The 26,641-nt window shown below is 43.3% G+C and carries 22 protein-coding genes and 2 tRNA genes; 7 read left to right on the top strand and 17 right to left on the bottom strand.

The genetic code is table 11. From position 1 onward, the window contains the following. Positions 1 to 72 precede the first annotated feature (72 nt). Both ACRD6K_RS19460 and ACRD6K_RS19455 read right to left on the bottom strand, forming a co-directional pair. A complete protein-coding gene (locus ACRD6K_RS19460) occupies positions 73 to 2,127 on the bottom strand; it encodes a helix-turn-helix domain-containing protein (protein WP_430974598.1) in 2,055 nt (684 codons plus the stop codon). A gap of 12 nt (positions 2,128 to 2,139) precedes the next feature. Then, the gene (locus ACRD6K_RS19455; RefSeq protein ID WP_430974597.1) at positions 2,140 to 2,301 is read right to left on the bottom strand and encodes a hypothetical protein; all 162 of its coding nucleotides are present in this window, start codon (positions 2,299 to 2,301) and stop codon (positions 2,140 to 2,142) included. A 137-nt stretch (positions 2,302 to 2,438) separates the two neighbouring features. Between ACRD6K_RS19455 and ACRD6K_RS19450 the strand changes: the two genes are divergently transcribed. The 4 genes from ACRD6K_RS19450 to ACRD6K_RS19435 all read left to right on the top strand — a co-directional run bounded on the left by ACRD6K_RS19450 (position 2,439) and on the right by ACRD6K_RS19435 (position 6,113). Next, complete coding sequence (locus ACRD6K_RS19450) at positions 2,439 to 4,154, top strand: acyltransferase family protein (protein ID WP_430974596.1); 1,716 nt, start codon at positions 2,439 to 2,441, stop codon at positions 4,152 to 4,154. A gap of 73 nt (positions 4,155 to 4,227) precedes the next feature. Beyond that, complete coding sequence (locus ACRD6K_RS19445) at positions 4,228 to 4,938, top strand: DUF6090 family protein (protein WP_430974595.1); 711 nt, start codon at positions 4,228 to 4,230, stop codon at positions 4,936 to 4,938. Positions 4,939 to 4,956: 18 nt separating this feature from the next. Continuing rightward, entirely contained in the window at positions 4,957 to 5,136 is a 180-nt protein-coding gene (locus ACRD6K_RS19440; RefSeq protein ID WP_299584288.1) for a hypothetical protein, read from the top strand. Positions 5,137 to 5,138: 2 nt separating this feature from the next. Further along, a complete protein-coding gene (locus ACRD6K_RS19435) occupies positions 5,139 to 6,113 on the top strand; it encodes an NAD(P)-dependent alcohol dehydrogenase (RefSeq protein ID WP_430974594.1) in 975 nt (324 codons plus the stop codon). A gap of 102 nt (positions 6,114 to 6,215) precedes the next feature. Here the strand turns inward: ACRD6K_RS19435 and ACRD6K_RS19430 are convergent, their stop codons facing one another. From ACRD6K_RS19430 to ACRD6K_RS19420, 3 genes are all read right to left on the bottom strand, one after another. After that, positions 6,216 to 7,427 carry a sodium ion-translocating decarboxylase subunit beta gene (locus ACRD6K_RS19430; RefSeq protein ID WP_299584295.1) on the bottom strand — a complete coding sequence of 404 codons (1,212 nt, stop codon included), beginning with the start codon at positions 7,425 to 7,427 and terminating at the stop codon, positions 6,216 to 6,218. Positions 7,428 to 7,442: 15 nt separating this feature from the next. After that, positions 7,443 to 9,350: a biotin/lipoyl-containing protein gene (locus ACRD6K_RS19425; protein ID WP_430974593.1), complete on the bottom strand. Its 1,908-nt coding sequence runs from the start codon at positions 9,348 to 9,350 to the stop codon at positions 7,443 to 7,445. Between the two features lie 64 nt (positions 9,351 to 9,414). Beyond that, a complete protein-coding gene (locus ACRD6K_RS19420; protein WP_299584302.1) occupies positions 9,415 to 9,675 on the bottom strand; it encodes an OadG family protein in 261 nt (86 codons plus the stop codon). Between the two features lie 501 nt (positions 9,676 to 10,176). Here ACRD6K_RS19420 and ACRD6K_RS19415 point away from each other — a divergent pair. The 3 genes from ACRD6K_RS19415 to ACRD6K_RS19405 all read left to right on the top strand — a co-directional run bounded on the left by ACRD6K_RS19415 (position 10,177) and on the right by ACRD6K_RS19405 (position 13,355). Beyond that, entirely contained in the window at positions 10,177 to 11,508 is a 1,332-nt protein-coding gene (locus ACRD6K_RS19415) for a Gfo/Idh/MocA family protein (RefSeq protein WP_430974592.1), read from the top strand. Between the two features lie 148 nt (positions 11,509 to 11,656). Then, positions 11,657 to 11,872, top strand: a complete 216-nt coding sequence (locus ACRD6K_RS19410; protein WP_430974591.1) for a dodecin family protein — start codon at positions 11,657 to 11,659, stop codon at positions 11,870 to 11,872. Between the two features lie 196 nt (positions 11,873 to 12,068). Next, positions 12,069 to 13,355, top strand: a complete 1,287-nt coding sequence (locus ACRD6K_RS19405; RefSeq protein ID WP_430974590.1) for a citrate (Si)-synthase — start codon at positions 12,069 to 12,071, stop codon at positions 13,353 to 13,355. A 75-nt stretch (positions 13,356 to 13,430) separates the two neighbouring features. On the opposite strand, the gene ACRD6K_RS19400 is transcribed toward ACRD6K_RS19405, so the two are convergent. The 12 genes from ACRD6K_RS19400 to ACRD6K_RS19345 form a co-directional block, all read right to left on the bottom strand. Further along, entirely contained in the window at positions 13,431 to 13,751 is a 321-nt protein-coding gene (locus ACRD6K_RS19400; protein ID WP_299584312.1) for a DUF3467 domain-containing protein, read from the bottom strand. Positions 13,752 to 13,753: 2 nt separating this feature from the next. Further along, a complete protein-coding gene (gene rpoC, locus ACRD6K_RS19395) occupies positions 13,754 to 18,031 on the bottom strand; it encodes a DNA-directed RNA polymerase subunit beta' (RefSeq protein ID WP_430974589.1) in 4,278 nt (1,425 codons plus the stop codon). A 53-nt stretch (positions 18,032 to 18,084) separates the two neighbouring features. After that, positions 18,085 to 21,897: a DNA-directed RNA polymerase subunit beta gene (gene rpoB, locus ACRD6K_RS19390; protein ID WP_299584318.1), complete on the bottom strand. Its 3,813-nt coding sequence runs from the start codon at positions 21,895 to 21,897 to the stop codon at positions 18,085 to 18,087. Positions 21,898 to 22,007: 110 nt separating this feature from the next. Continuing rightward, on the bottom strand, positions 22,008 to 22,388 hold the full coding sequence (rplL, locus tag ACRD6K_RS19385; protein ID WP_299584321.1) for a 50S ribosomal protein L7/L12: 381 nt from the start codon (positions 22,386 to 22,388) through the stop codon (positions 22,008 to 22,010). Between the two features lie 37 nt (positions 22,389 to 22,425). Beyond that, positions 22,426 to 22,944, bottom strand: a complete 519-nt coding sequence (gene rplJ / locus ACRD6K_RS19380) for a 50S ribosomal protein L10 (protein WP_299584324.1) — start codon at positions 22,942 to 22,944, stop codon at positions 22,426 to 22,428. 11 nt (positions 22,945 to 22,955) lie between these two features. Beyond that, positions 22,956 to 23,654 (bottom strand): 50S ribosomal protein L1, encoded by a 699-nt coding sequence (gene rplA / locus ACRD6K_RS19375; RefSeq protein WP_299584327.1) that lies wholly within the window; start codon positions 23,652 to 23,654, stop codon positions 22,956 to 22,958. A 14-nt stretch (positions 23,655 to 23,668) separates the two neighbouring features. Continuing rightward, complete coding sequence (gene rplK, locus ACRD6K_RS19370; RefSeq protein WP_299584330.1) at positions 23,669 to 24,112, bottom strand: 50S ribosomal protein L11; 444 nt, start codon at positions 24,110 to 24,112, stop codon at positions 23,669 to 23,671. Positions 24,113 to 24,134: 22 nt separating this feature from the next. Then, the gene (gene nusG / locus ACRD6K_RS19365) at positions 24,135 to 24,683 is read right to left on the bottom strand and encodes a transcription termination/antitermination protein NusG (RefSeq protein ID WP_299584333.1); all 549 of its coding nucleotides are present in this window, start codon (positions 24,681 to 24,683) and stop codon (positions 24,135 to 24,137) included. A 17-nt stretch (positions 24,684 to 24,700) separates the two neighbouring features. Continuing rightward, positions 24,701 to 24,892: a preprotein translocase subunit SecE gene (gene secE / locus ACRD6K_RS19360; protein ID WP_299584336.1), complete on the bottom strand. Its 192-nt coding sequence runs from the start codon at positions 24,890 to 24,892 to the stop codon at positions 24,701 to 24,703. A gap of 140 nt (positions 24,893 to 25,032) precedes the next feature. Beyond that, positions 25,033 to 26,220 (bottom strand): elongation factor Tu, encoded by a 1,188-nt coding sequence (gene tuf, locus ACRD6K_RS19355; RefSeq protein WP_299584339.1) that lies wholly within the window; start codon positions 26,218 to 26,220, stop codon positions 25,033 to 25,035. Between the two features lie 40 nt (positions 26,221 to 26,260). Next, positions 26,261 to 26,332: transfer RNA gene (locus ACRD6K_RS19350), tRNA-Thr, on the bottom strand. 79 nt (positions 26,333 to 26,411) lie between these two features. Continuing rightward, a tRNA-Gly gene (locus tag ACRD6K_RS19345) sits at positions 26,412 to 26,484 on the bottom strand. Positions 26,485 to 26,641: the final 157 nt, after the last annotated feature.

Below are 26,641 nucleotides of genomic sequence, written 5' to 3'. Positions count from 1 at the left end.
ATGCCACTTGAAATCGTTCAGTTCTGTGTTACGAACCTGAACGATTTTTTTGTTGGCGCAGCCCTTACTTGCTCAAAGCAGGTCTTTGGCTTCCAGCGAGCGCTTAAGCTGTTGGTGATTGTTCCAGAATTTTTGTTCCATTTGCCGGAACAGCTTCCGGAATTCGGGCAATTCCTTAATCGAATCAACTAGCGGGTCTTTATCCAGAAAAAGAATGGTCCAGTAATGAAAGTTGTCTTCCCGGGCAAACTCCTCCAGGTATTGCAAGGCCCGGGCACGATCGTCCTGCCAGGCGTAGTAAACCGCCAGGCTAAGCGGCCGGTAAATCGACGGATCCTGTTCGGCATACGCTTTATAATCCTGCATCAGTTCGGCGGCTTCTTCCGCAAAGCCCATTTTGTCCATCACCACCGCAATCTTGGCATTCTCAAAACGGTACACATCCAGGTTCAAGGCCTTTTTAAGATCGAGAAACCGACGGTAATAGGTATAGGCACTTTCATAATCGCGCAGGTAATAACAGGATTTGGCCACTTCCTGCAAAATATCAAAACGCGTGGAATCCTGCTCCAGGGCTGCCAGCAAATCGGTTTTCAACTGCGGCAGGTTGCCGTTTTTGGCATATTGAATATAGGCCTTCACATACACCGAGTACAAATTGCCGGGTGCATAAGCCAACGATTGGTTGATGTACTTCTCTGCTTCGGCCACAAAACCCGATTGAATAAACGCGTTGCTCAGGTGAAGCAGGATAAAACTGGTGGTGGTGGAGTCGTTGCCGCCAACATCAATCTGAATCCCTTTCAAGGCATACTCCAGGTATTTGCCCGTATTGGGGTAGTAGCTGGTGTAAAAGTCCGAAAGGGTATTGATCACAAAAGCGGAGTTTGGACTGTACTCCAAAGCTTTCTCCAGGTACGGAATGGCCAGCTCATACTCGCCCGTATTGATGTAGAAAAACGCTTTGGCCAGCAACGACTGACTGAGCTGATCGTCGTAAAACATGGCCTTATCGGCGTAGGCATTAATCTCGTCAACGTAGTTCTTTTCAGCCTGATAAGCATCCAACATGTAATAGGCAATGGCCAGGTCGGCATAGGCCCGCGCAAACTTCGGGTCGTGTTCCACGGCTTGTTTAAAAAGCGGAATGGCCAGCTCCAGCCCTTCGCGGGTACCCTGGTGGAACTCATCAAGCCCTTTCAGAAAATAATCGTACGCCTCCAAATTGTCCGTGGGCGGTTTGCTAATGCGCTTCTGCTCCTCCGGCGTAATGATCACCTCAATTTCCTGAGTGATGCTTTTAGCCACATCCAGCTGAAGGTTGAAAATATCGCTGGTTTCCCGTTGATACTGTTCGGACCACACATGCTTGTCGCTGGGAGCTTCAATGAGCTGCACCGAAAGCAAAATCTGGTCTCCAATCTTTTGTCCGCTGCCTTCAATAAAATAGCTTACTCCCAATTCTTCGGCAATTTCGGGAATCGATTTGGAAGAATGGCGGTACTTCTCCACCGAAGTCCGGCTAACCACCCGCAGGTTTTCAATTTTCTGCAGGTTATTCAGGATCGATTCCATCAAACCGTTGATCAGGTAAATGTTGGTTGAATCGTTGCTTTCATTTTTGAAAGGTAAAACAGCAATGGACTTTTCCAGCTCCTTATTCTTTGCTTCAAAGGGGTTGAACAGCATGACCAGCAACGCCAGAATAAGCACTGCTCCCACTGCCAGCATCCAGCCGGATTTCCGCACTGGCGGCGCTTCCTCCGGAGGCTCCTGCTGCGTCACCTCTTCCTGGTTGCCCTGTTCGCCTGGCGGATAACCATAATGATCGTGAAAACATTTGCCGAAGTAAGACGTGCTGCTGAAACCTACCTGGAACGCCACTTCGGAAACAGTCAACGAGCCTTCCTTTAACAACTCCATCGCTTTTTCGAGGCGAATTTGCCGGATAAACAAGCTGACCGAAAGGTTGGTCAATTTCTTGATTTTTCGCAGTAAGTTGGAACGACTCATGCCAGCCTCGCGGGCCAGTTCGGATACACCAAACTGATCATTGCCGATATTCTCCGTAACAATGGCTGTAATTTTCTTTAAAAAATCGCGTTCTACCGGGCTCAAGTCTGGCATTGCATTCAATCATTAAAAGAAGTTTGCGAGTTTAAAGATACGAATAATGATCTGATACTTTTCCTTCACCCAAGCTCTGTCGCCATCATTGCATGCAACATGACCATTTCCTCCCTTCATTTTACTCACTCCGAAAGGCCCGTTTTCAGGCGGTTGCACACTCACTTGCGTCATAAGTTACACACATTCGTCCTGGTTTACAGGGCTGCTTCAAACTTGTTAGCTTTTGATTCCTCATTGATTGGTCGTGCGTCAGGCTTTGCCAGACCTTTACACTATCGAAAAAAGTCAAACCCAAAAACACAGTCGTCATGAAAACACGCATTTATTTTTTAGACAATTTAAGAACCTTCCTGATCTTTTTAGTGGTTCTCTTGCACGCAGGCCTGGTTTATGAACACGTATTGGAAAATTCATGGATTGTTGTCGATCCGGTCAAAAGCAACAACATCGGTCTGATTCGGATGTACCTTGACCTGTTTGTGATGTTTACCATCTTTTTTATCTCCGGCTATTTTGTCCGCTACTCCGTCAAAGGGAAATCTGCCATTGCCTTTATTCAATCCAAGTTTAAACGCATTCTGCTTCCCTGGATAATAGCCGTGCTCACCTTAATTCCTGCCTACAAAGTGCTGTTCCTTTATTCCAGAGGGCTGCCGCAGGAAGAATGGTTTTCGTATTTTCATTTTTTTGAACGAGCCGGAACCGACCTGAGCTTCTTTGCCAATAACCCGGTGCAGAACTGGCTCTGGTTTTTGCCGATCCTGTTTATTTTTCAATTGATTTATTTAGGACTCTCCAAAACGCGCCTGCTGTCTTTGTCCATTTCACTTAAAACCGGCGTTCTTTTAACTTTTGTCCTGGGCACCCTGTCCAGCATTTTGATTGCCATGAATGGACTTGCAGGATGGACCCACAACCTCATTCTTCACTTTCAAAACGAACGGGTGCTGGTCTATTTCCTGGCCTTTCTGCTCGGAACATTATGCAGCAAGCTTCAGGTATTTGAGTCGAATACCCGCAACCGGAAGTACACAATCCTTTCCAATGTCCTGCTAACGATTTCCCTGGGAATTTATACCGCAGTGGCTTTGAATTTCTTCTTTAACCTGATTACTCCCGGAAGAAACTACTTCTATATTTCTGAGTTCACCGACCGCATACTGCTTTACAGCTCTGCCTTGCTGGCCATGCTTAGCTTTCTGTATGTGTTGATTGATGTGTTCCAATTCCGTTTCAATCAAACCAACGCGCTGCTGCAACAGTTGAACCGTGCTTCCTATACTGTTTACATCATTCACATGATTGTGCTTGGACTCCTGGCAACGGCTTTACTGCCTTTAAGCATTCCGGCTTTCCTGAAATTTCTGTTGTTAACCATTCTCACCTTCAGTATTTCCAACCTGTTGGTTTATGCCTACCAGCTTAGCAAGCAAAAAAGGCTGACCAGTACCAGCGTGACAACGGCCTTGGTGGTTGTTCTTATCCTGGGCGCCGCCTTTAAAGGACCTGAAAAACTAAGAGCATCGGTTACCAGCCAAGCGTCCGTTGAGCAATCTGCTCCCAGCCAACAGGTGCAAAGCATTCATGCCGCTGTAATCTCCGGAAATCTGGAGGCCGTAAAGCAACTTCTTGACGCCGGAACTGATGTGAATGATCCGGAACCTGCAGGAGGCTCAAGCCCACTAATCTCAGCCATCGTTTTTGGTAAAACCAACATTGCCCTGACCTTAATTGAAGCCGGTGCTGACGTTAACTTCAAAAACAAAGAAGGTTCTACGCCGCTCCATTCGGCCGCTTTTTTCTGCCGGACCGAGCTTGTGAAAGAACTTTTGGAACACGGAGCCGACAAAGCCATTCGAAACAATGCCGGCTCCACGGCATTGGAATCCATCGTTGCTCCTTTTGAAATGGTCAAGCCGATTTATGATTATTTCTCGAAAGTTTATGCCCCGCTCGGACTTGAACTGGACTACGAGCAGATTCAGGCTACACGCCCAATAATTGCCCGGCTCCTGCAACCGTAGTTTTTGCCATGCGTAAAGGTTACACGTAAGCCCTTGAATCAGCCGTCAGAAGAAAACCTTTAAACGACACAAAATGTTGAGCTTTTTCCATCGTTTGCAGCTTCGTTTCCATACCGAAAATAAGATCGTTGCTTACTTGCTTTATGCCATTGGCGAAATTGTGTTGCTGGTGATCGGGATTTTACTCGCCTTGCAAATTAACAACTGGAACTCGCGAAGACAAGACCAGAAAGAAGCCCGGAAATCCTATCAAAATATCAAGCGGCAATTGTTGGAGGACCGCAGTGAACTGGCCAAAGTGAAGGATTTAAACAACTACTTTGCAGCCAGCTACGTAAATGCCAGCCGCATGATTGCGAATAAGGATGTGAGCAAAGCGGATTCGCTTGCCCTGATGATTATGGGCTTATCCCAATATTCCGATTTTCACCGCAGCGGAAATATTTACGAGATACTGGTAAACAGCGGAGAAATCAAACTCCTGAAAAACATCGCCGTAACCAGTGGGCTTCAAAAACTGGAAATGACTTACACCCATCTGAATAAACTGGAAGATATTCATTGGGAAATTATTTTGAATGAGTTGTCGCCTGAAGTACGTGGAGCGATAAACTATGCCACGCTTGAAATTGTAAAGCCTGAAAAGCTCTATTCGGTTGAAATCCGGAATTTCCTGATCGAAAGTCTGTTTCTTACCCAAGCCAAAGATTCGGTGTACAAAAAAGCGCAACTCGAAATTAACCAGCTTATTGATCAAATAAATTCTGAGTTAAAAAGTCAATAACCTTAAAATCACAAAAAAATGAAACACAAAACCGAAGACAAAAGTTCCTGGGCCATCGGTGGAACAACTATGATTGGTCTGGGAGTTGGACTGATTTTCCTTCAAACCTCCGTGCTGCTATTTATCGCCTCGCTGTTTATTGGCATTGGGGTTGGGCTGGTCCTTGCCCCCATCCTCTCAAAGAAAAAGTCCGAATAAATATGAAAGCCATGCTATGTCCCCAATATGGTCCGCCGGAGGTGCTTCGGATGATGGAGGTAGCCAAGCCGACTCCCAAAAACAAGGAAGTGCTGATCAAAATTAAAGCAACGACAGCCAATGGCGCTGATGCCCGGATTCGTGGAGCTGTTTTTCCTTCCATTTTTAACTTCCCGGTGCGACTGGCTATGGGATTCAAGGGGCCACGAAAACAAATTCTGGGCGTGGAACTGGCTGGAGTTGTTGAAGCCACAGGCAAGCAGGTCACTCGTTTCAAGCCAGGTGACGAAATTTTTGCTTCAACCGGTGCTTCTTTTGGTGCTTATGCCGAGTACATCTGCCTGCCCGAAGATGCCGTGATGACCAGGAAGCCGATAACCATGAGCTTTGAGGAAGCGGCAGCCGTTCCTCATTGCGCACTGGCAGCCTTGTATTATCTGCGCAAAGCAAAAGTTACCAGCGGACAAAAGGTTTTGATTTACGGTGCTTCCGGTGGAATTGGGACATTTGCCGTTCAGCTGGCCAAAATCATGGGAGCCCAGGTAACCGGTGTTTGCAGTACCTCCAATCTCGCACTGGTCAAATCACTTGGAGCCGAACAGGTGATTGACTATACGAAAGAGCAACTGGCTCAGACTGGTGCAACCTACGATGTTATTTTCGACACAGTTGGCAAAGCCCCCATCAAAGAGTGTGTGCAAGCGCTGAATGAAAAAGGCTTGTACCTATCAGCTGTGCATCTGGAGTTAGCACGAATTATGGAGGGAATTAGAGCCACGCTAAAAAGCAGCAAAAAGGTAATCGGAGGTGTTGCTAACTACACTACTGAAAACCTGAATGATCTTAAGAGGTTTATTGAAGCCGGCCAATTGAAAACAGTCATCGACCGAAGTTATCCATTGGAAGAAATTGTTGCAGCTCATACTTACGTAGACACCGGCCACAAAAAAGGGCATGTCATTATCCTTGTCGATTAAGTGAATGACAGAGTAAACGCTGATGCTACGAGTACGGATTGGAGCAACAAAAAAGCCCCACCCGCAATGGATGAGGCTTCTAATTAACCAGTTTATTTTTGTTTATCCCAAAAAAGAGATGAGCACGCCAGCAGCAACGGCCGAACCGATTACTCCTGAAATATTACTGGCCATGCAGTATTGTAGCACATGATTCTTCGAATCATATTTAATGGCGATTTCATTGGCTACGCGCGATGCCATAGGGACAGCACTTAAGCCGGTAGCACCAATCAGCGGGTTGATTTTCTTTTTGGCAACCAGATTATACACTTTAACAGCTAAAATACCGCCGGCAATAGAAATTGCAAAAGCGATAAAACCACCCACAATAATCATGATGGTCCGTGAGTTCAGAAAAACTTCCGAAGTCATGGTAGCTCCCACGGTCAATCCCAAAAAGATGGTAGCTGTGTTCATAATCGAGCCAGTAGCAGCATCCGACAAGCGAGCCACGGTCACTCCCACTTCTTTAATGAGGTTACCAAAAAGTAACATGCCCAAAAGTGGCACCGAAGAAGGTACAAAAATGGAAATCACAATACCCAACACAATGGGGAAAGCAATTTTCACCGCCTTCAGGTTCTTGATTTTCTGCTTGGCAGGATACAACTTATCCATTTCTTTCATATTGATCCGCAATTCCTTTTCGGAACACAACAAACGCGAAACCAAAGGAACAATAACCGGAACCAGTGCCATGTAAGAATAGGCAGCAATCGCAATCGGCCCCAGCAAGTGCGGCGCCAGCATAATGGTGGTGTAAATGGCAGTTGGGCCATCGGCTCCACCAATAATACCCAAGGATGCGGCTTCAGCAGGCGTAAAGCCCAAAGCAATGGCCGAAATCAGCACGGAAAAAATTCCGATTTGAGCAGCAGCTCCAAAAAAGGCCAACCGCAAGTTACGTAGCATGGGGCCAAAATCAGTTAAAGCCCCCACCCCCATAAAAATGATAGGAGGTAAAAAACCGGTTTTGATCAGCGAATAGTACAGGAAATTCATGATTCCATGATCATGCGCAATTTCAAACAGGTTTTTGTAATGATGCTCATCAATTTGAACATACTCTGCAGGCACAACCGCCATCCCGCCTCCGGGAAGGTTGGCCAGGATTAGTCCGAACGCAATCGGAATCAGCAACAGTGGCTCGTACTTTTTCTTGATTCCCAAGTACAAAAGCAGTGCCCCTATCGCCAACATCAATAGCGTTCCTGGTCCATTAATGATATCCTGGATGGCAGTCATGTGATAGAGTTTCTCTATTATAGACATATGCAGGATTTTCTATTATTGGATTTTTACTAAAATATCATCTTCTTCCACTTCGGAACCATTGGTACCCGTAATTTCAACGATAGTACCCGCAATATCTGACCGAATGGCATTGAAGGTTTTCATCGCTTCTACATAACCAATCAAGTCGCCTTCCTTAATCACATCGCCCACCTTGATCGGTGTTTCCGAACTTTCTTTAGTCAGGTAAAACTTTCCTTCAAGCGGAGCGATGATTTCCTTGGTAACTCCACTAGCTACAGGAGCAGGCATAGCAACAGGTGTTGGTGCTGCCTGAACAGGAGCCGAAACTTCTGCCGGCTGGCTGTCACCATAGGCCACCGATACTTTAAACTGCTCTCCATCAACATTGATAATCATGCTGGATGGGTTGAAATTGGCCGGAGCGGCAGCAGCCGGAGCCTCTGCTTTCTTGGTTCCTTCAAGCAATCCGGCACCTTCTTCACGTTTTTTAGCCAAATCGGCTTCGAAGGCTTTCTTCGCCTCGCCCGACTTATAGGCACGGTATTGCTCAGGATGCATGGCCAGCTCGAATAATTCTTCATCATCCTGCCCATATTCCCAACCGTTTTCGTCCATTTCCTTGCGGAAAGTATCCAAAGCATCGGGATACAAGCTTTGTGGATTGGCAGTAAATTCTTCTTTGCCGTTTTCTTTAGCCAGTTTCTTCAACTCAGGGGCTAATTCTCCGGGTAGCTTTCCACCTTTGCCCATCAACATATCCCAAATATTATCCGCAATCATGCTCCAGCGCTCTTTGCCTTTCTCCAATTGCATCACATTCATCAAGGCCAGGTTTTTCACATACTGACTGTAAGGCGTTACCAGTGGCGGATAGCCCACCATTGGCCAAATATGCTCAACCTCATTAAACAGCTTCACCAGCAAATCATCCTGACTCAGTTCCGGCTGGTTATGCTTGTTTTTCCATTTGTTGATGCTGGCCAGGTTACTTTCCAGGTCAGCCATTAAGGAGCCCATCATACCTCCTGGCAAACCGGGACCAATGAGCAAGGAATTCATGAAACGGTTTTTGGGGTTGATATAGTAACCCAGGAAGTCATCAATAAAGCTTTGTGTCAGGCTACGTACTTTCATGTAAGCATCCATATTGATTTCCGGTACATCAAAGCCCGCATCCTTCAACATGGCCTGAACAGCCAGCAGGTCAACGTGTCCGGTTCCCCAGGACAATGGTTCCATGGCCACATCAACATACTCAACACCAGCGCGACAGACTTCCAGAATAGAAGCCATGGCAAAACCAGGACCTGAGTGTGAGTGGTACTGAAGCGGAGTTTGGGGGTGCAGCTTTTTGATACCGGAAACAATCTGACCTAACCAGGCCGGACGTCCAATCCCTGCCATATCTTTCAGGCAAATTTCATCAGCGCCACCTTTAATCAGCGTGTCGGCCAAATTGACGTAATAGTCTACAGTGTGTACTTCTGAATAGGTTAAACTTAAAGCAGCCTGGGCAATCATCCCGGCTTCTTTGGCATATTTAATTGAGTCTAAAATGTTGCGGGCATCATTCAATCCACAGAAAGGGCGGGTGATATCCGTTCCCTGGGATTTTTTTACCTTATACATCATTTTGCGTACATCAGCCGGTACCGGGCTCATGCGCAAACCATTCAGCGAACGATCCAACATGTGCGTTTGAATTCCGGCATCATTGAAGGGTTGAGTCCACTTACGAACGGCAATATTGGGATTTTCTCCAAAAAGCAGGTTAATTTGCTCAAAGCCACCACCATTGGTTTCTACACGTGCAAAACATCCCATTTCAACAATGTGTGGGGCAACTTTTACTAATTGATCTACACGTGGCAAATACTTTCCTGATGATTGCCACATGTCACGATAGAGCAATGAAAATTTGATTTTTCTCTTTTCCATAAGGTTGTATTAATTTTTTAAAAAAGGTTTTTTTTGTAACTGGGTATCGAGTTCTTCCAGAATTTTACATCTTCTCGATTTTAGTAACATGTCCTTTGCCTTCAGTTACAATTTTGACTGCAGACACAATCGCTGCGATTTTTTTTCGATTAAAGTTCCCCGTTTGCACAGCAACCTGTTGAACTTTATGACTAATTTCTTCTGGTAAATATTTATTGACAAAACGAATAATCAAATTGCCAAGTAAAACCACCAGAGACAGAATGATAAATACGGTAATCATTCCAATTCCCATCAATTGTAATGCAAATCCTAAGTCACTCATAGTATCTATTTTTTATAAAAAAACTTTTTCCCACTTTATCGAACACTAGCAATACTACCAAAATTTTGACCGTTCAAAAATGTTTAAAAATAGTTCCCAAAAACAATTATCAATTAATTAACATTGATTTTCTTCATATCGAAAATGATCGATCTATTCTCACTTTCAAATTAAAAGTAAAATCATCCGGAATCCTTTAATACGGTTGAAAGCCGAAGATTCTCCATCAGGAGAAAAGGGATCGAAAATAATACTTGCAGGTCGTTAATTAAAAATGGAATTTCCCAAGTTACATTATTTTCATCATCATTTCTAATTCCGTGTCCAAAATCTGAACACAGCCAAAACTTATCCGGCCTATTTCCCACCTGCGGTAAATTGCTGTTTATCCTTATAAAAGGTTTTATTCTTAAAAACTTAATTGTTAATTTTAGACTTTTGTGAAAAAGAGAAGCGAGTGTATCAACTTTGTCGATACAAACTATTAATAAATCAACTAAAATGAAAAAACAAACAAAAATGGAACTATCCAGAAGACGGTTCTTAGGCACTGCTGCTCTTGGAGTTGCAGGCATCTCCTTACTCCCTGCATTCAATTCATGTACTTCTCCTGCTGCTGCAGCTGAGCCCATTCGGCTTGGTTTTATTGGCATGGGACGTCAGGCCATGTTTTTGCTGAACGGGTTCATTCAGATTCCCGGCGTACGCGTGGTTGCCGGATGTGATGTTTATGGACGCAAACGTCAGCGATTTGAAAACCGGGTCAATGAGTTTTATGCAAAAAACAATGTTGATGTGAAAGTGTCAACACATGAAAAATACCAGGATCTGATCAAGCGAGATGACGTAGATGCAGTGGTAATTGCCGTGCCTGACCACGCACATGCCATGATTGCTATTGCTGCCTGTAAAGCGGGCAAAGACGTTTACCTTGAAAAACCCATGACCTTCACCATTAAAGAAGGACAAGAGTTGGTTCGCGTGGTTCGGGAAACCAACCGCATTTTAGCGATTGGCAGCCAGCAGCGTTCAGACCCCAACTTCCAGCATGCCGTTAACATGGTACAAACAGGGCGATTGGGCGATATTGAAAAAGTCAACGCTTATGTAGGTGCTCCTCCAATTCCATATAATTTGCCAGAAGAAGAAATTCCTGCCGACCTGAACTGGGACTTATGGCTGGGACCTTTACCCGGAGATATTCATTTCAACAATGAATTGAACCCACCAATTTCACTTGATCCGGTAGAACACGAAAAAATGTGGGGTGCCTGGCGCTGGTACAAAGAAATGGGCGGCGGTTTTACAACCGACTGGGGTGCTCATATGTTTGATGTTGCCCAGTGGGCTCTAGGCATGGACCGCAACGGACCTGTTGAAATCTCTCCCGTTGGAGATGGTACTGAATACATGACGTTTAAATACGCCAATGGTATTGTTCTGACATCTGAGCCTTTCAATGAGCAAATGACCAAAGGAGTGAAGTTTACCGGAACAAATGGTTGGATTGAAGTTTCACGCGGACACTTCAAAGCTTCCGATGATGCTTTACTTCCACCAGCCTCAGCCGATGCCAATGATGATACTCCTTATGAAACTAAAATTCCACATCAGATTAACTTTATTGAGTCGGTAAGAAACCGTGTTGATCCTGTGGTTCCTGTAGAAGTTGGGCATAGCTCATGTACACTTTGTACCTTGGGTAACATTGCCTGCGACCTGCAACGTACCATCGAATGGGATCCGGCTACCGAAACATTTAAGAATGATGAAGACGGAGCTGCAACAGCAAAACTTCATTACCACTACCGCGAAGGCTGGAATTTACTTTAAGTAACCATACCTCATTCTGAAAAGACTGGCTTCCATGAAGTCAGTCTTTTTTTTTGCTACTCACCTATTGTCAAGCATCTGAATTCACGAAACCGTTCCTCCCTTTTCTAAGTAAATACATACAAAACACTAACAAAAGGAGGTCATCATGCCAGAAAGCGTTTACAAAGTCATTGAATTGGTAGGCACCAGCACAGAATCCTGGGAAAAAGCAGCAGCAAATGCAATTTCCAAAGCATCCGAATCGCTGCGTGACTTGCGTATTGCTGAAGTATCAGCAATGGATATGCAAATTAGTGACGGTAAAGTTGAAAGCTACCGCACCAAACTCAAAGTTTCTTTCAAATTCGAAGGACATCATTAAGCTGCGTAGAAGAACTAAAGAACACACTTACAGGAGGTGGACTCAACTCCTGTAAGTGTTAAGCCCAGATGCTAATGAACCCAATTGATTTAACTGAAAAATTCAAGAGCCCTTAATGTTGCTTCCTGCTTAATCGTTTAGCTGACCTTTCCGAGTTAGGAACCTTAAGGGACATTGTCACCTAAATTATTAAGCCATGAAACAATTAGAAGACAAAGTTCAACATAGAATTAATACTTTATGTAAAGAACTCACCCAGATTAGCGAAACTCATCAAGACCATGTTATCGGCCAAGTTACCGTCAGACACCTACTCGGCGGTATGCGCGGACTGAAAGCCATGGTTTGCAACACCTCCTTTGTTGATCCACATCAAGGCCTTTTTATTAGCGGGTACAGTGTTCCCGAATTTGAAGACCGGACACCCAAAGAAATTTTCTTTCTTCTTTGCACCGGTTCGTTTCCAACAAGTTCAGAACTTGCAGAATTAAAAGAAGAACTGCAAAAACGCGCCGAGGTTCCCCCCTATGTATGGAACATGCTCCGGTCACTCCCTAAGGAAACTCATCCGATGACTATGTTTAGCCTGGCTATACTTTGTATGGAGGGTGAATCTGTTTTCAAAAAGAAATACCTCGAAGGCATTCCCAAATCCGACTTTTGGAGATATACCCTGGAAGACGCTCTGAATCTTATCGCCAAACTGCCATCACTTGCTGCCGGCATTTATCGTATTTTATTTATGAGCGGAAATTTGATTGAACCTGATCCGGAACTGGATTTGGCCGGGAATTTTACACGAATGCTTGGAATAAACAATAAAGACAAGTCTTTTGCTGACCTTATCCGCTTATACTTAGTCTTGCATTGCGACCACGAAGGTGGAAATGTCAGTGCATTTACTGCCCGTGTGGTCAATTCCGCACTTTCCAATATCTACTATGCAACATCAGCAGGACTGAATGGACTGGCCGGTCCGCTGCACCGTTTAGCCAACCAGGTTTGTTTACATTTCATCACTCAGATCCATGAGCAGCTGGGATTAGAGGCTAGTAAGGATAAAATTCGTCAATACCTTTACAACACGCTCGATTCCGGCAATGTCATTCCGGGCTATGGCCATGCCGTTTTGAGAGAAACAGATCCTCGGTTTACCTCATTTATGGGCTTTGGTGAAAAGCATTGCAGTGATTCGCCCTATTTCAAAACTGTAAAAAAACTATTTGAAGTTACTCCTCCCATTTTGAAAGAATACAAAGGAGGAAAAATTGCCAACCCATGGCCCAATGTAGATGCCATTTCCGGCTCACTGCTTTACCACTACGGAATGATTCACTTCGATTTCTATACAGTGATGTTTGGCTTGTCGAGAACCCTCGGCTTTTGCGCGCAAAACATTATTGCCCGCGGATTGAATCAACCAATCATCCGACCCAAAAGTATTACCAACCAAGGGTTGAAAGGATTGACCAAAGGATTATAAAAAACCAGCACGCGAAGAATAAAAAAAGCCGTTTCAAATTAATTTGAAACGGCTTTTAAATATGCTTTGTAAGAATTAAGCTTCAGCTGTGGGACCTCCAAAATTCATAGGCGGTACCATTGGGTTACCTTGTCCACTAACTTTGACTGTGCCATGTTGTTGTTCATACTTCTTCACATTGTCTTCAAGTGCCATCAAAAGACGCTTGGCATGTTCCGGAGTTAAAATAACCCGTGACTTAACATTGGCCTTCGGAATTCCGGGCATTATGCGAACAAAGTCAAGCACAAACTCAGAACTGGAGTGCGTAATAATCGCCAGGTTCGAGTAAGTTCCCTGGGCTACTTCTTCACTCAGTTCAATATTCAACTGATTTTTATTCTTATTTTCTGTCATAATTAATCCTCGTAATTTTGACTTTCAGTCTCTTTCACGTCAACCATGCGGTCATATTCTTCGCGTGAACCAACCACCAGGTTTTTGTATTCTTTCAAACCAGTACCGGCAGGAATTAAGTGACCACAGATGACGTTTTCTTTCAATCCGTCCAAATAGTCAATTTTTCCTTGGATAGCTGCTTCGTTCAATACTTTTGTCGTTTCCTGGAAGGAAGCTGCCGACAACCAGCTGCGTGTTTGCAGGGCTGCACGTGTAATCCCTTGCAGAATTTGACTAGATGTCGCGGGGATCGCATCGCGAGATTCAACCAGTTTTTTGTCTTTACGACGCAATACTGAGTTTTCGTCACGCAAACGACGAGCTGTTACGATCTGTCCAGCACGCAACTCCGAGTCACCCGGATCAACAACTACTTTCTTGTTGTAAATCCAGTCATTCTCGTGAGCAAATTCGTTTTTATCAACAATTTGCTTCTCAAGGAATCGAGTATCTCCTGAATCCAGAATTTCCACTTTACGCATCATCTGACGGATAATCACCTCATAGTGCTTATCATTAATGCGTACACCCTGCATCCGGTAAACGTCCTGCACTTCATTCAAGATATAATCCTGAACAGCAGTTGGTCCTTTAATGGCCAGAATATCAGAAGGAGTAATTGCACCATCCGAAAGTGAAATTCCTGCACGGATGTAGTCATTTTCTTGTACCAGAATCTGCTTAGACAATGGTACCAAGTATCTTTTAACTTCACCGCTTCTGGAGGTTACGATGATTTCGCGGTTACCACGTTTGATTTTACCGAAAGAAACCTCTCCATCAATTTCCGAAACGACTGCCGGGTTCGATGGGTTCCTTGCCTCAAACAGCTCGGTAACCCGTGGAAGACCACCGGTGATATCGCCTGCTTTTCCTGAAGCACGTGGAATTTTCACCAAAACCTGACCAGCAACAATGGTGTCGCCTTCGCTTACTGAAATGTGACCTCCTACCGGCAAGTTGTAAGTACGAATAACTTCGCCTTTTTCATTCAATACCCGTAAGGATGGGTTCTTCGTCTTATCACGGGTTTCAATAACCACTTTCTCTTTGTATCCGGTTTGCTCATCTGACTCTTCACGGAAAGTAACACCGTCAATTAAGTTGTCAAATTCAACTTTACCTTTAAACTCAGAGATAATTACACCGTTATAAGGGTCCCACTCACAGACTTTTTGTCCTTTGGTTACCTCTTGTCCATTTTCGATGTACAATTTAGAACCGTATGGAATGCTGTGTGTTGAAAGTGGAATTCTTGTTTTCTTATCAATAATTTTCAGTTCGGCCAAACGTCCGATAACTACACCCACTTTTTCTCCGGATTCATCGTCTGTTTCAACAACACGCAGTTCTTCAATTTCTGCAATACCGTCGTAACGCGACTCAACCATCGATTGAGAAGATATGTTACCCGCGATACCCCCAACGTGGAAGGTACGCAGTGTCAACTGTGTACCAGGCTCACCAATCGACTGAGCGGCAATAACACCAACAGCTTCTCCGCGCTGCGACATGTTGCCGGTAGCCAAATTACGTCCGTAACATTTGCTACATACGCCATTTTTAGCCTCACAAGTCAATACCGAACGAATTTCAACGCTTTCAATTGGAGAGTCTTCAATCTTCTGACCAATTTCATCGGTGATCATCTCACCAGTGCCAACAATCAAATCACCTGTCAGCGGGTGGAATACATCATGAACGGTTGTACGACCAATGATGCGTTCGTACAGAGAAGCCACAACTTCCTCGTTGTTTTTGACAGCAGTAGCCACCAAACCTCTCAATGTACCGCAGTCTTCATCTGAAATAATAACGTCTTGCGAAACATCAACCAAACGACGAGTCAGGTATCCCGCATCGGCCGTTTTCAGAGCGGTATCCGCCAAACCTTTACGCGCACCGTGAGTCGAGATAAAGTATTCCTGAACGGACAATCCTTCTTTAAAGTTGGCCAAGATGGGGTTTTCAATAATCTGAGCACCGGTAGCACCCGATTTTTGAGGTTTAGCCATCAAACCACGCATACCGCACAACTGACGAATCTGTTCTTTCGATCCACGAGCACCAGAGTCAAGCATCATATAAACTGAGTTGAACCCTTGTTTATCGGTACTAATGGTTTTCATTACCGAGCTGGTTAACTTGGCATTGGCATGCGTCCAGATATCAATAACCTGGTTGTAACGTTCGTTGTTGGTAATGAATCCCATGTTGTAGTTGGCCATTACTTCTTCAACTTCCTGATATCCATTTTCTACAATGGTTGTTTTATCTTCAGGAATAATAACGTCACTCAAGTTAAACGACAGACCACCATGGTAGGCTGCCTTATATCCCATATCCTTAATATCATCAAGGAAAGCCACAGTAGCAGCATTTCCAGCTGTTTTGAAGATATTAGAGATAATGGTTCTTAATGATTTCTTTGTAAGCAATTCATTGATGTATCCCGCCTGAGCTGGCACAACCTGGTTAAACATCACACGTCCAACTGTAGTTTCCAGAATATGCTTGAATGGCTCGCCATTTTCATCCACATCCTTCACCTTCACTTTAATGATGGTGTGTTTCTCTACCTGACCTTCGTTGTAAGCAATGATTACTTCTTCAGGCGAGTAGAATGTCATGCCTTGCCCTTTGGCACCTTCGCGGTGTTTAGTCATGTAGTACAACCCTAAAACCATATCCTGAGATGGAACCGTGATAGGAGCGCCGTTAGCAGGGTTCAACAAGTTGTGCGATGCAAGCATCAACAACTGTGCTTCCAAAATAGCGGCATTTCCTAATGGCAAGTGAACCGCCATTTGGTCACCGTCAAAGTCGGCGTTAAAACCAGTACATACCAAGGGGTGCAACTGGATAGCTTTACCCTCGATCAACACGGGCTGGAAAGCCTGAATTGACAAACGGTGCAGCGTGGGCGCCCGGTTCAATAGTACCGGATGGCCTTTCAATACATTTTCCAGAATATCCCAAACAACAGGATCTTTACGATCAACAATCTTCTTGGCCGATTTTACCGTTTTTACAATACCACGCTCAATCAATTTACGGATGATAAATGGTTTGTAAAGTTCAGCTGCCATGTCTTTGGGAAGACCACACTCATGCAATTTCAGAGTTGGTCCAACAACAATTACCGAACGTGCTGAATAGTCCACACGTTTACCCAACAAGTTTTGACGGAAACGACCTTGCTTACCTTTCAACGAGTCTGAAAGTGATTTCAAGGCACGGTTGTTTTCCGTTTTAACCGCGTTAGACTTCCGCGAGTTGTCGAATAAGGAATCAACAGCTTCCTGAAGCATCCGCTTCTCATTACGAAGAATTACTTCGGGTGCTTTGATTTCGATTAGTCGTTTCAAACGGTTATTCCGGATAATCACACGACGATACAAGTCATTCAAGTCGGAAGTGGCAAAACGTCCACCATCCAATGGCACCAACGGACGTAAATCCGGTGGAATTACAGGAACAACTTTTACAATCATCCATTCCGGACGGTTGATATTTTTGCTGGCACGGAAAGCTTCAACAACCTGCAGACGCTTAAGCGCCTCGTTTTTCCGTTGCTGAGATGTTTCAGTGCTTGCTTTATGTCTTAATTCATAGGAAAGCTCGTCCAATTCGATACGCTCAAGCAATCCGTAAAGTGCTTCAGCTCCCATTTTGGCAACGAACTTATTCGGGTCGTCGTCATCCAGGTATTGGTTCTCTTTGGGTAGCGTATCCAAAATATCCAGGTATTCTTCTTCAGTCAGGAAATCCAGTTTTTTGATTCCATCCTGAGCTTTCACCCCTGGGTGAATAACCACATATCTTTCATAGTAGATAATGGTATCCAATTTTTTAGTAGGCAATCCAAGCAAGTAACCAATTTTATTGGGTAGCGATTTGAAGTACCAGATATGGGCCACGGGAACCACCAAAGAGATATGCCCCATGCGCTCGCGACGTACTTTTTTCTCAGTTACTTCTACACCACATCGGTCACATACGATTCCCTTGTAACGAATACGCTTGTATTTACCACAATGACACTCATAGTCTTTCACCGGTCCGAAAATCCGCTCGCAAAACAAGCCGTCTCTTTCAGGCTTATAGGTTCTGTAGTTGATGGTTTCGGGTTTCAATACTTCCCCGTGAGAACGTTCCAGAATCTCTTCCGGAGAAGAAAGACTAATCGCTATTTTGGCAAAATTACTTTTAACTTTATTATCTTTTCTGAATGCCATATATCGATGTATATTTATATCAAGTTAATAAAAGGACTAGTGTGCTATTGGAGTTAATCCAATGTCACACTTAAACCTAGTCCGCGTAATTCGTGTAGCAATACATTCAATGATTCAGGGATGCCTGGTTGCGGCATCGGTTCACCTTTCACAATGGATTCGTATGCTTTTGCACGACCCAGTACATCATCTGACTTGACGGTCAAAATTTCCTGAAGAATATGTGAAGCTCCAAAGGCTTCAAGCGCCCAAACTTCCATCTCTCCAAAACGCTGCCCACCAAACTGTGCTTTACCACCTAATGGCTGCTGCGTAATCAGCGAGTAAGGTCCAATTGAACGGGCATGCATCTTGTCTTCAATCATGTGACCAAGTTTCAGCATGTAGATTACGCCGACAGTAGCTGGCTGGTCAAATGGCTCGCCCGTTTCTCCATCATGAAGAATGGTTTTACCATAAGCCGGAACACCCGCTTTATCGGTATATTCTGTTACTTCTTCAAGGCTTGCTCCGTCGAAAATTGGCGTTGCAAATTTTAATCCCAGCTCTTTACCTGCCCAACCTAAAACAGTTTCGTAAATCTGTCCCAAGTTCATACGCGATGGTACCCCCAGTGGGTTAAGCACGATATCGACTGTAGAACCATCTTCGAGGAATGGCATATCTTCGTCACGCACAATACGGGAAACAATACCCTTGTTACCGTGACGTCCGGCCATCTTATCTCCAATCTGAAGTTTCCGTTTCTTAGCAACATAAACCTTAGCCAGTTGAATAATTCCCGCAGGAAGTTCATCACCGATCGTCACATTGTAACGTTTACGGCGAGCAACAGCTTCATGTTCTTTATGCTTTTGAATATAATTAATGATCAATCTAAAGATCAGATCATTTTTTTCTTTATCTGTGGTCCATTTGGCTGGATTAACTGTTAAGTAATCCACTTCCTGAAGTTGCTTCAAGGTAAACTTAACACCTTTAGGAATAATATCACCACCGTAGTAGTCTTTCACTCCCTGGCTTGTTTTACCGTTAACCAAAGTAAACAGTTTGTCTTCCAATTTAGCCCGTACAGCTCTTGCTGCGCGTTCAAATTCCTCGTCAATCTGATCAAGCAATGGTTTGGTGGCCATTTTACCTTTTTTGTCCTTCACAACGCGAGAGAACAATTTCTTGTCGATGACCACACCTTTTAGTGATGGAGACGCTTTCAATGAGGCATCTTTCACATCGCCGGCTTTATCACCAAAGATGGCACGAAGCAGTTTTTCTTCCGGTGACGGATCTGATTCTCCCTTCGGAGTAATCTTACCAATCATGATATCGCCAGGTTTTACATTCGCACCAATGCGAATCAAACCAGCTTCATCCAGGTTGCGAGTTGCTTCTTCACTAACGTTAGGAATATCTGATGTAAATTCTTCAACCCCACGTTTCGTGTCACGCACTTCCAGAGAGTATTCATCAATATGAATTGAAGTCAGGACATCATCCCGAACCACTCGCTCTGAAATTACAATCGCATCCTCATAGTTATAACCTTTCCAAGGCATGAAGGCTACTTTCAGGTTGCGTCCCAAAGCCAGCTCTCCGCCTTCAGTAGCATACCCTTCTGTCAACACATCACCTTTAATTACACGTTGACCTTTAACCACAATTGGTTTAAGATCCATTACAGTACCTTGGTTGGTTTTTTGATATTTGGGTAATTTATAAGAAACAACTTCCGGTTCGAAGCTAACAAATTTCTCATCGTCAGTCATGTCGTACCGAACGATAATTTCAGTAGCATCGACATATTCAATAACACCATCGCCTTTGGCAGAAACTTGTACACGAGAGTCACGGGCAGCACTTCCTTCCAGTCCTGTTCCCACAATAGGAGCTTGAGGTCTGAGCAGAGGTACAGCCTGACGCATCATGTTCGATCCCATCAAGGCACGGTTGGCATCATCATGCTCCAGGAAGGTAATCAACGAAGCAGCAACAGACGCAATCTGGTTAGGACCAACATCCATCAGTTGAACTTCATCTTTTTCTACGATTGGGTAGTCACCTTCCAAACGTGATTTTACCCGTTGGTTAATGAAATTACCTTCTTCGTCAATCGGAGCGTTCGCTTGGGCAATCACCTTTCCTTCTTCTTCTTCCGCTGTCAGGTAAACAACGCCTTCTTCTGAAAGGTCAACTTTACCATTTTCAACTTTCCGATAAGGAGTTGAGATAAAACCAAGGTCAGTTACTTTAGCAAAAACACATAATGAAGAAATCAAACCAATGTTTGGTCCCTCCGGTGTTTCAATCGGACAAAGGCGTCCGTAGTGCGTAAAGTGAACGTCACGAACCTCGAATCCAGCTCTTTCACGAGAAAGACCACCTGGTCCCAAAGCAGACATACGACGTTTGTGTGTCATCTCTGCCAGTGGGTTCGTTTGATCCATGAACTGAGACAAGGCATTAGTTCCAAAGAATGAATTAATAACCGATGACAAGGTTTTTGAATTGATCAAATCAATTGGTGTAAAAACCTCATTGTCCCGAACGTTCATTCGCTCACGAATGGTACGTGCCATACGTGCTAAACCAACACCAAATTGATTAAACATCTGTTCTCCTACAGTCCGAACACGACGGTTGCTCAAGTGGTCAATATCATCAACGTCTGTTTTGGCGTTGACCAACTTGATCAAATATTTAATAATCTCAATGATATCTTCCTTGGTTAGAACCTGTGTATCCATGTCGATATTCAGGCCTAACTTTTTGTTGATACGGTAACGTCCTACCTCACCTAAGTCGTAACGTTTTTCAGAGAAAAACAATTTATCAATTACATCGCGGGCAGTAGCCTCATCGGGCGGTTCTGCATTCCGTAATTGACGGTAAATGTGCAATACAGCTTCTTTTTCCGAGTTACATGGATCCTTTTGAAGCGTATTATATATAATGGCAAAATCTTGTAAATTCTGATCTTCTTTATGCAACAAAATGGTTTTGGTGCCTGAATCCAGAATTTCTTCAATATGGTCATTTTCAATAACCGTTTCACGGTCAATGACAACTTCATTTCTTTCAATAGAAACTACTTCTCCGGTATCTTCATCCACAAAGTCTTCAACCCACGTTTTCAGAACACGGGCAGCCAATTTTCTTCCAACAACTTTCTTTAAACCGGATTTGGATACTTTAATTTCATCAGCCAATCCAAAGATTTCAAGAATATCTTTGTCGCTTTCGTATCCGATGGCCCGTAACAGCGTAGTTACAGGTAATTTTTTCTTACGGTCGATATAAGCAAACATGACCGAGTTAATGTCTGTTGCAAATTCGATCCATGACCCTTTGAATGGGATAATACGTGCCGAATAAAGTTTCGTACCGTTTGCGTGTAAACTTTGTCCGAAGAAAACCCCAGGAGAGCGGTGTAACTGTGAAACGACAACGCGTTCAGCTCCATTGATAACGAAAGTACCTCTTTCAGTCATATAGGGAACGGTCCCCAAATATACATCCTGAATAACGGTATCAAAATCTTCGTGCTCCGGGTCTGTACAGTACAACTTTAATTTTGCCTTAAGCGGAACGCTAAAGGTCAAGCCTCGTTCGATACATTCCTCGATAGAATACCTCGGCGGGTCAACCTGGTAATCAAGAAATTCTAGAACGAAGTTATTTCGAGTATCCGTGATGGGGAAATTCTCCTCGAAGACTTTGTATAGGCCTTCGCTTTTTCTATTTTCAGGAGTAGTTACCAACTGAAAAAAGTCGACGAACGATTTCACTTGAACTTCCAGGAAATCAGGATAATCAAATTTAGTTTTGGTGGACGAGAAGTTAATTCTCTGATTTTCAGTGTTTAACGACATGTATCAACAAAATTAAGTGAACTTAATACATAAATATACAAAAAGGCTTAGAACCCCACGACAGTGAGGTTCTAAACCATTATCCGACCTTATGAAAGGCCCTAAGTCTCTTATTTAAGTTCAACTTCAGCTCCAGCTTCTTCCAACTGACTTTTTAATGCTTCTGCTTCGTCTTTTGAAACTTTTTCTTTGATTGCTTTAGGTGCTCCGTCAACAACTTCTTTTGCTTCTTTAAGACCTAAGCCAGTCAATTCTTTTACTAACTTAACAACTGCTAATTTTGAACTTCCAGCTGCTTTCAAGATTACGTCGAATTCTGTTTGCTCAGCGGCACCACCTTCTTCGCCACCAGCGGCAGCAGGTCCAGCAACAGCTACAGCAGCAGCTGCAGGCTCGATTCCATATTCTTCTTTTAAAATGTCAGCTAATTCATTGACGTCTTTTACAGTCAAGTTTACTAACTCTTCTGCAAGTGCTTTTAAATCTGCCATTTCCTCTAATTTTTATGCTATAAAATTGTAACTAAATTTATTCTTTTTCTGAAAGTGTCTGAAGGATACCGTGGATTTTGTTTCCACCTGATTGCAATTGACCAATAACAGTTTTCATTGGTGATTGTAACAGGCCGATCAAATCGCCCAGTAATTCGTCCTTAGACTTGATTGTGGCTAATGCTTCTAATTGGTTCTCGCCAACATAGACTGACTCTTCAACATAAGCTGCTTTTAAGACAGGTTTTTTATGTTTTTTCGAGAAATCTTTAATCAACTTGGCGGGGATGTTTCCAACCTCGCAGAACATGATAGAAGTATTACCCTTGAGAGATTCGTAAAGTTCGTCAGTATTCTTTTCAGAATTTTCCAAAGCTTTACGTAATAGTGTATTCTTAACTACAACCAGTTTTACATCTTTGGTAAAACATAGGCGCCTTAAACTACTTGAGTCTTCTGCATTAAGGTCAGCGATATCTGCCAGGTAAAAATGATTGTAAGAGTTGATCTGTTCAGTCAGATTATCAATAATCTCTAATTTTTCTGATCTTTTCATCTTTACAGTTTTTACTTGTCAGTAACTGACTTTGGTTCAACTTGAATTCCAGGACTCATAGTGCTTGACAGGTAAATGCTTTTCACATAAGTACCTTTGGCAGCTGAAGGTTTCAATTTAAGAATGGTGCTAATGAATTCACTGGCGTTATCCACAATCTTATCAGCAGAAAAGGATACTTTTCCGATCGAAGCATGAATAATTCCGAATTTATCAACTTTAAAGTCAATCTTACCTTGTTTAACCTCTCCAACTGCTTTACCGATTTCCATAGTCACGGTACCGCTTTTTGGATTAGGCATCAAGCCGCGGGGTCCTAAAACCCGACCTAACGGGCCAACCTTTCCCATCACTGGCGGCATGGTAATTACCACGTCAAAATCAGTCCATCCACCTTTGATTTTCTCGATGTAGTCATCAAGACCAACAAAGTCAGCGCCAGCTTCTTTTGCTTCCGCTTCTTTATCGGGAGTTACCAAAGCTAATACACGAACTTCTTTACCAGTTCCATGGGGTAAGGATACAACGCCTCTAACCATCTGATTGGCTTTTCGAGGATCTACTCCAAGGCGAACATCCATATCAATAGAAGCATCAAACTTAGTAAAAGTAATTTCCTTTACTAAAGCGGCCGCCTCACTAAGTGAATAGGATTTATCTTTTTCGAGTTTCTCCTGAGCAAGCTTTTTATTTTTTGTAATTCTGCCCATTTTTAAAATTTTAATTAGTTATTAGCTGGGAATTTTCCGGTTACGTTAATTCCCATACTTCTGGCAGTACCAGCAACCATTTTCATAGCAGATTCCACGGTGAAACAGTTCAAATCAGACATTTTCGATTCTGCAATCGTTTTAACCTGATCCCAGCTTACTTTTCCCACTTTTTTCACGTGTGGTTCAGCTGATCCTGATTTCACTTTAGCGGCTTCAAGCAATTGAATGGCTACTGGGGGTTGTTTAATTACAAAATCAAACGATTTATCTGCATAAACAGTAATAATAACCGGGAGCACTTTACCAGCTAGCTCCTGTGTCCGGCCGTTAAACTGCTTGCAGAACTGCATAATATTAACCCCTTTGGCACCTAATGCTGGTCCTACCGGAGGTGAAGGGTTAGCTGCACCCCCCTTAATTTGTAACTTAATTAATCCAGCAACTTCTTTAGCCATAATAAAATCAATAAAAATTTAACTACTCCTTTTCAACTTGCATAAAGCTAAGTTCCAAGGGTGTTTTACGTCCAAAAATTTTGACCATCACTTTCAACTTCTTTTTCTCTTCATTGATTTCTTCAATGATTCCGTTAAATCCGTTAAAAGGACCGTCCGTAACTTTCACAGTTTCTCCAACCACATAAGGAATGTTTATTTCCTCGTCATTTTCAGCCATTTCATCAACCCTACCTAAGATACGGTTCACTTCAGACTGACGCATTGGTACAGGATCTCCTCCTTTGGTGTCACCTAAGAATCCGATCACATTGGTTATGTTTTTCAACATGTGTGGAATCTCACCTACCAGAGCAGCCTCTATCAAAAGATAACCGGGGAAGAAGTTACGCTCTTTGCTTACTTTTTTCCCGTTACGAATTTGATAAACCTTTTCAGTTGGGATTAAGACCTGTGAAACATACTCCTGAAGTCCAGCATTTGCAATTTCGCTTTCGATATATTCTTTGACCTTCTTCTCTTTACCTCCAACAGTACGAAGAACATACCATTTTTTTACAATTTCGCTCATGTCGATCTCCAATCGTATTAGTAAAATAAACTGTACACAAAGTTCATAATGTTCTCAAAAGAGATGTCCATTACGAATACAATAAGTGCTATTATAAAGGAAGCAACCATCACGATAAATGCACTATTCTGCAACTCTTTCCAAGTTGGCCAAGAAACTTTATGAACAAGTTCATTGTAAGCTTCTTCGAAATAGAGTTTAAGTTTCATTCTTTTTCTTTATTAGTTGGTCGGATGGCAGGATTCGAACCTACTTCTATAACGCATAAAAACTCCCTACCGAGTTTCATCCGTAAAGAGTCCCGAACCACACGGGTTCGGGACATTCTTTATTTATTTTGTGTCTTGTATTACTCAAGAATTTCAGTAACCTGACCTGCACCTACAGTACGTCCACCTTCGCGGATAGCGAAACGAAGTCCTGTGTTCAAAGCAACAGGGTAAATCAAGTTAACAGAGATAGTAACGTTATCACCTGGCATTACCATTTCACGTCCTTCTTCCAAAGTAATCTCACCTGTTACGTCAAGCGTACGCAAGTAGAACTGAGGACGGTATTTGTTGTGGAATGGTGTGTGACGACCACCTTCTTCTTTTTTCAATACGTAAACCTCAGCTTTGAATTTAGTGTGAGGAGTGATTGAACCTGGCTTAGCCAAGATTTGTCCACGCTTGATTTCTTTTTTGTCAACACCACGAAGCAACAAACCAACGTTGTCACCAGCTTGACCATCATCCAAAATCTTACGGAACATTTCAACACCAGTACATACAGTCTTACGACCTTCAGCACCCAAACCAATCAACTGAAGTTCATCACCAGTGTGAACAACACCAGTTTCGATACGACCAGTAGCTACAGTACCACGACCAGTGATCGAGAATACGTCCTCTACAGGCATCAAGAATGGTTTGTCAATATCACGTGGAGGAAGTGGAATCCAAGTATCACAAGCTTCCATCAATTCCATGATTTTTTCTTCCCACTCTGGCTCACCGTTCAATGCACCAAGAGCAGAACCTTGAATTACAGGAGCGTTGTCACCGTCAAATTCGTAGAAGTCTAACAATTCGCGGATTTCCATTTCAACAAGCTCTAACAATTCTGGGTCTTCCACCATGTCAACTTTGTTCATGAAAACAACCAATTTAGGTACGTTTACCTGACGAGCCAACAAGATGTGTTCGCGTGTTTGAGGCATAGGACCATCAGTAGCAGCTACTACAATGATAGCACCGTCCATCTGAGCAGCACCAGTTACCATGTTTTTAACATAGTCGGCGTGACCAGGACAGTCAACGTGTGCGTAGTGACGCGTAGCAGTCTGATATTCTACGTGAGATGTATTAATTGTAATCCCGCGTTCTTTTTCCTCAGGTGCACTGTCGATTGAATCAAATGATTTTACTTCAGAAAAACCTTTTTTTGCTAATACTGTTGTAATAGCAGCTGTCAGGGTTGTTTTTCCATGGTCAACGTGGCCAATAGTACCAATGTTCACATGGTCTTTATCCCTATTAAAATGTTCTTTAGCCATAACTCGTAATTATTAATTATCTTTCTATTTATTTATCTTGAGCCAGGGATGAGATTTGAACTCACGACCTCATCCTTACCAAGGATGCGCTCTACCCCTGAGCTACCCCGGCCTTTCGACTTCTAATTTTTTAGTTGTTGACTGAAATTCTCAATCTTTCTCCTTCAATTATCCATCTCGATTTTGTATTGAGCGGGAGACGGGATTCAAACCCGCGACCCTTAGCTTGGAAGGCTAATGCTCTATCAGCTGAGCTACTCCCGCAATACCCGGCAAATTTCCTATTCTTCGAATTCAATTCCAAATATAGAGAAGTGTTTTTTCAAAGAAAATTCAAAATCCGATGTGGGGAGAGCAGGATTCGAACCTACGAAGTCATAAGACAGCAGATTTACAGTCTGCCCCAGTTGGCCACTTTGGT

Source organism: Sunxiuqinia rutila (assembly GCF_050589705.1).
GTDB lineage: Bacteria > Bacteroidota > Bacteroidia > Bacteroidales > Prolixibacteraceae > Sunxiuqinia > Sunxiuqinia rutila.
The sequence above is the reverse complement of the archived record's forward strand: the minus strand, read 5'-3'. Positions and strand labels throughout refer to the sequence as shown.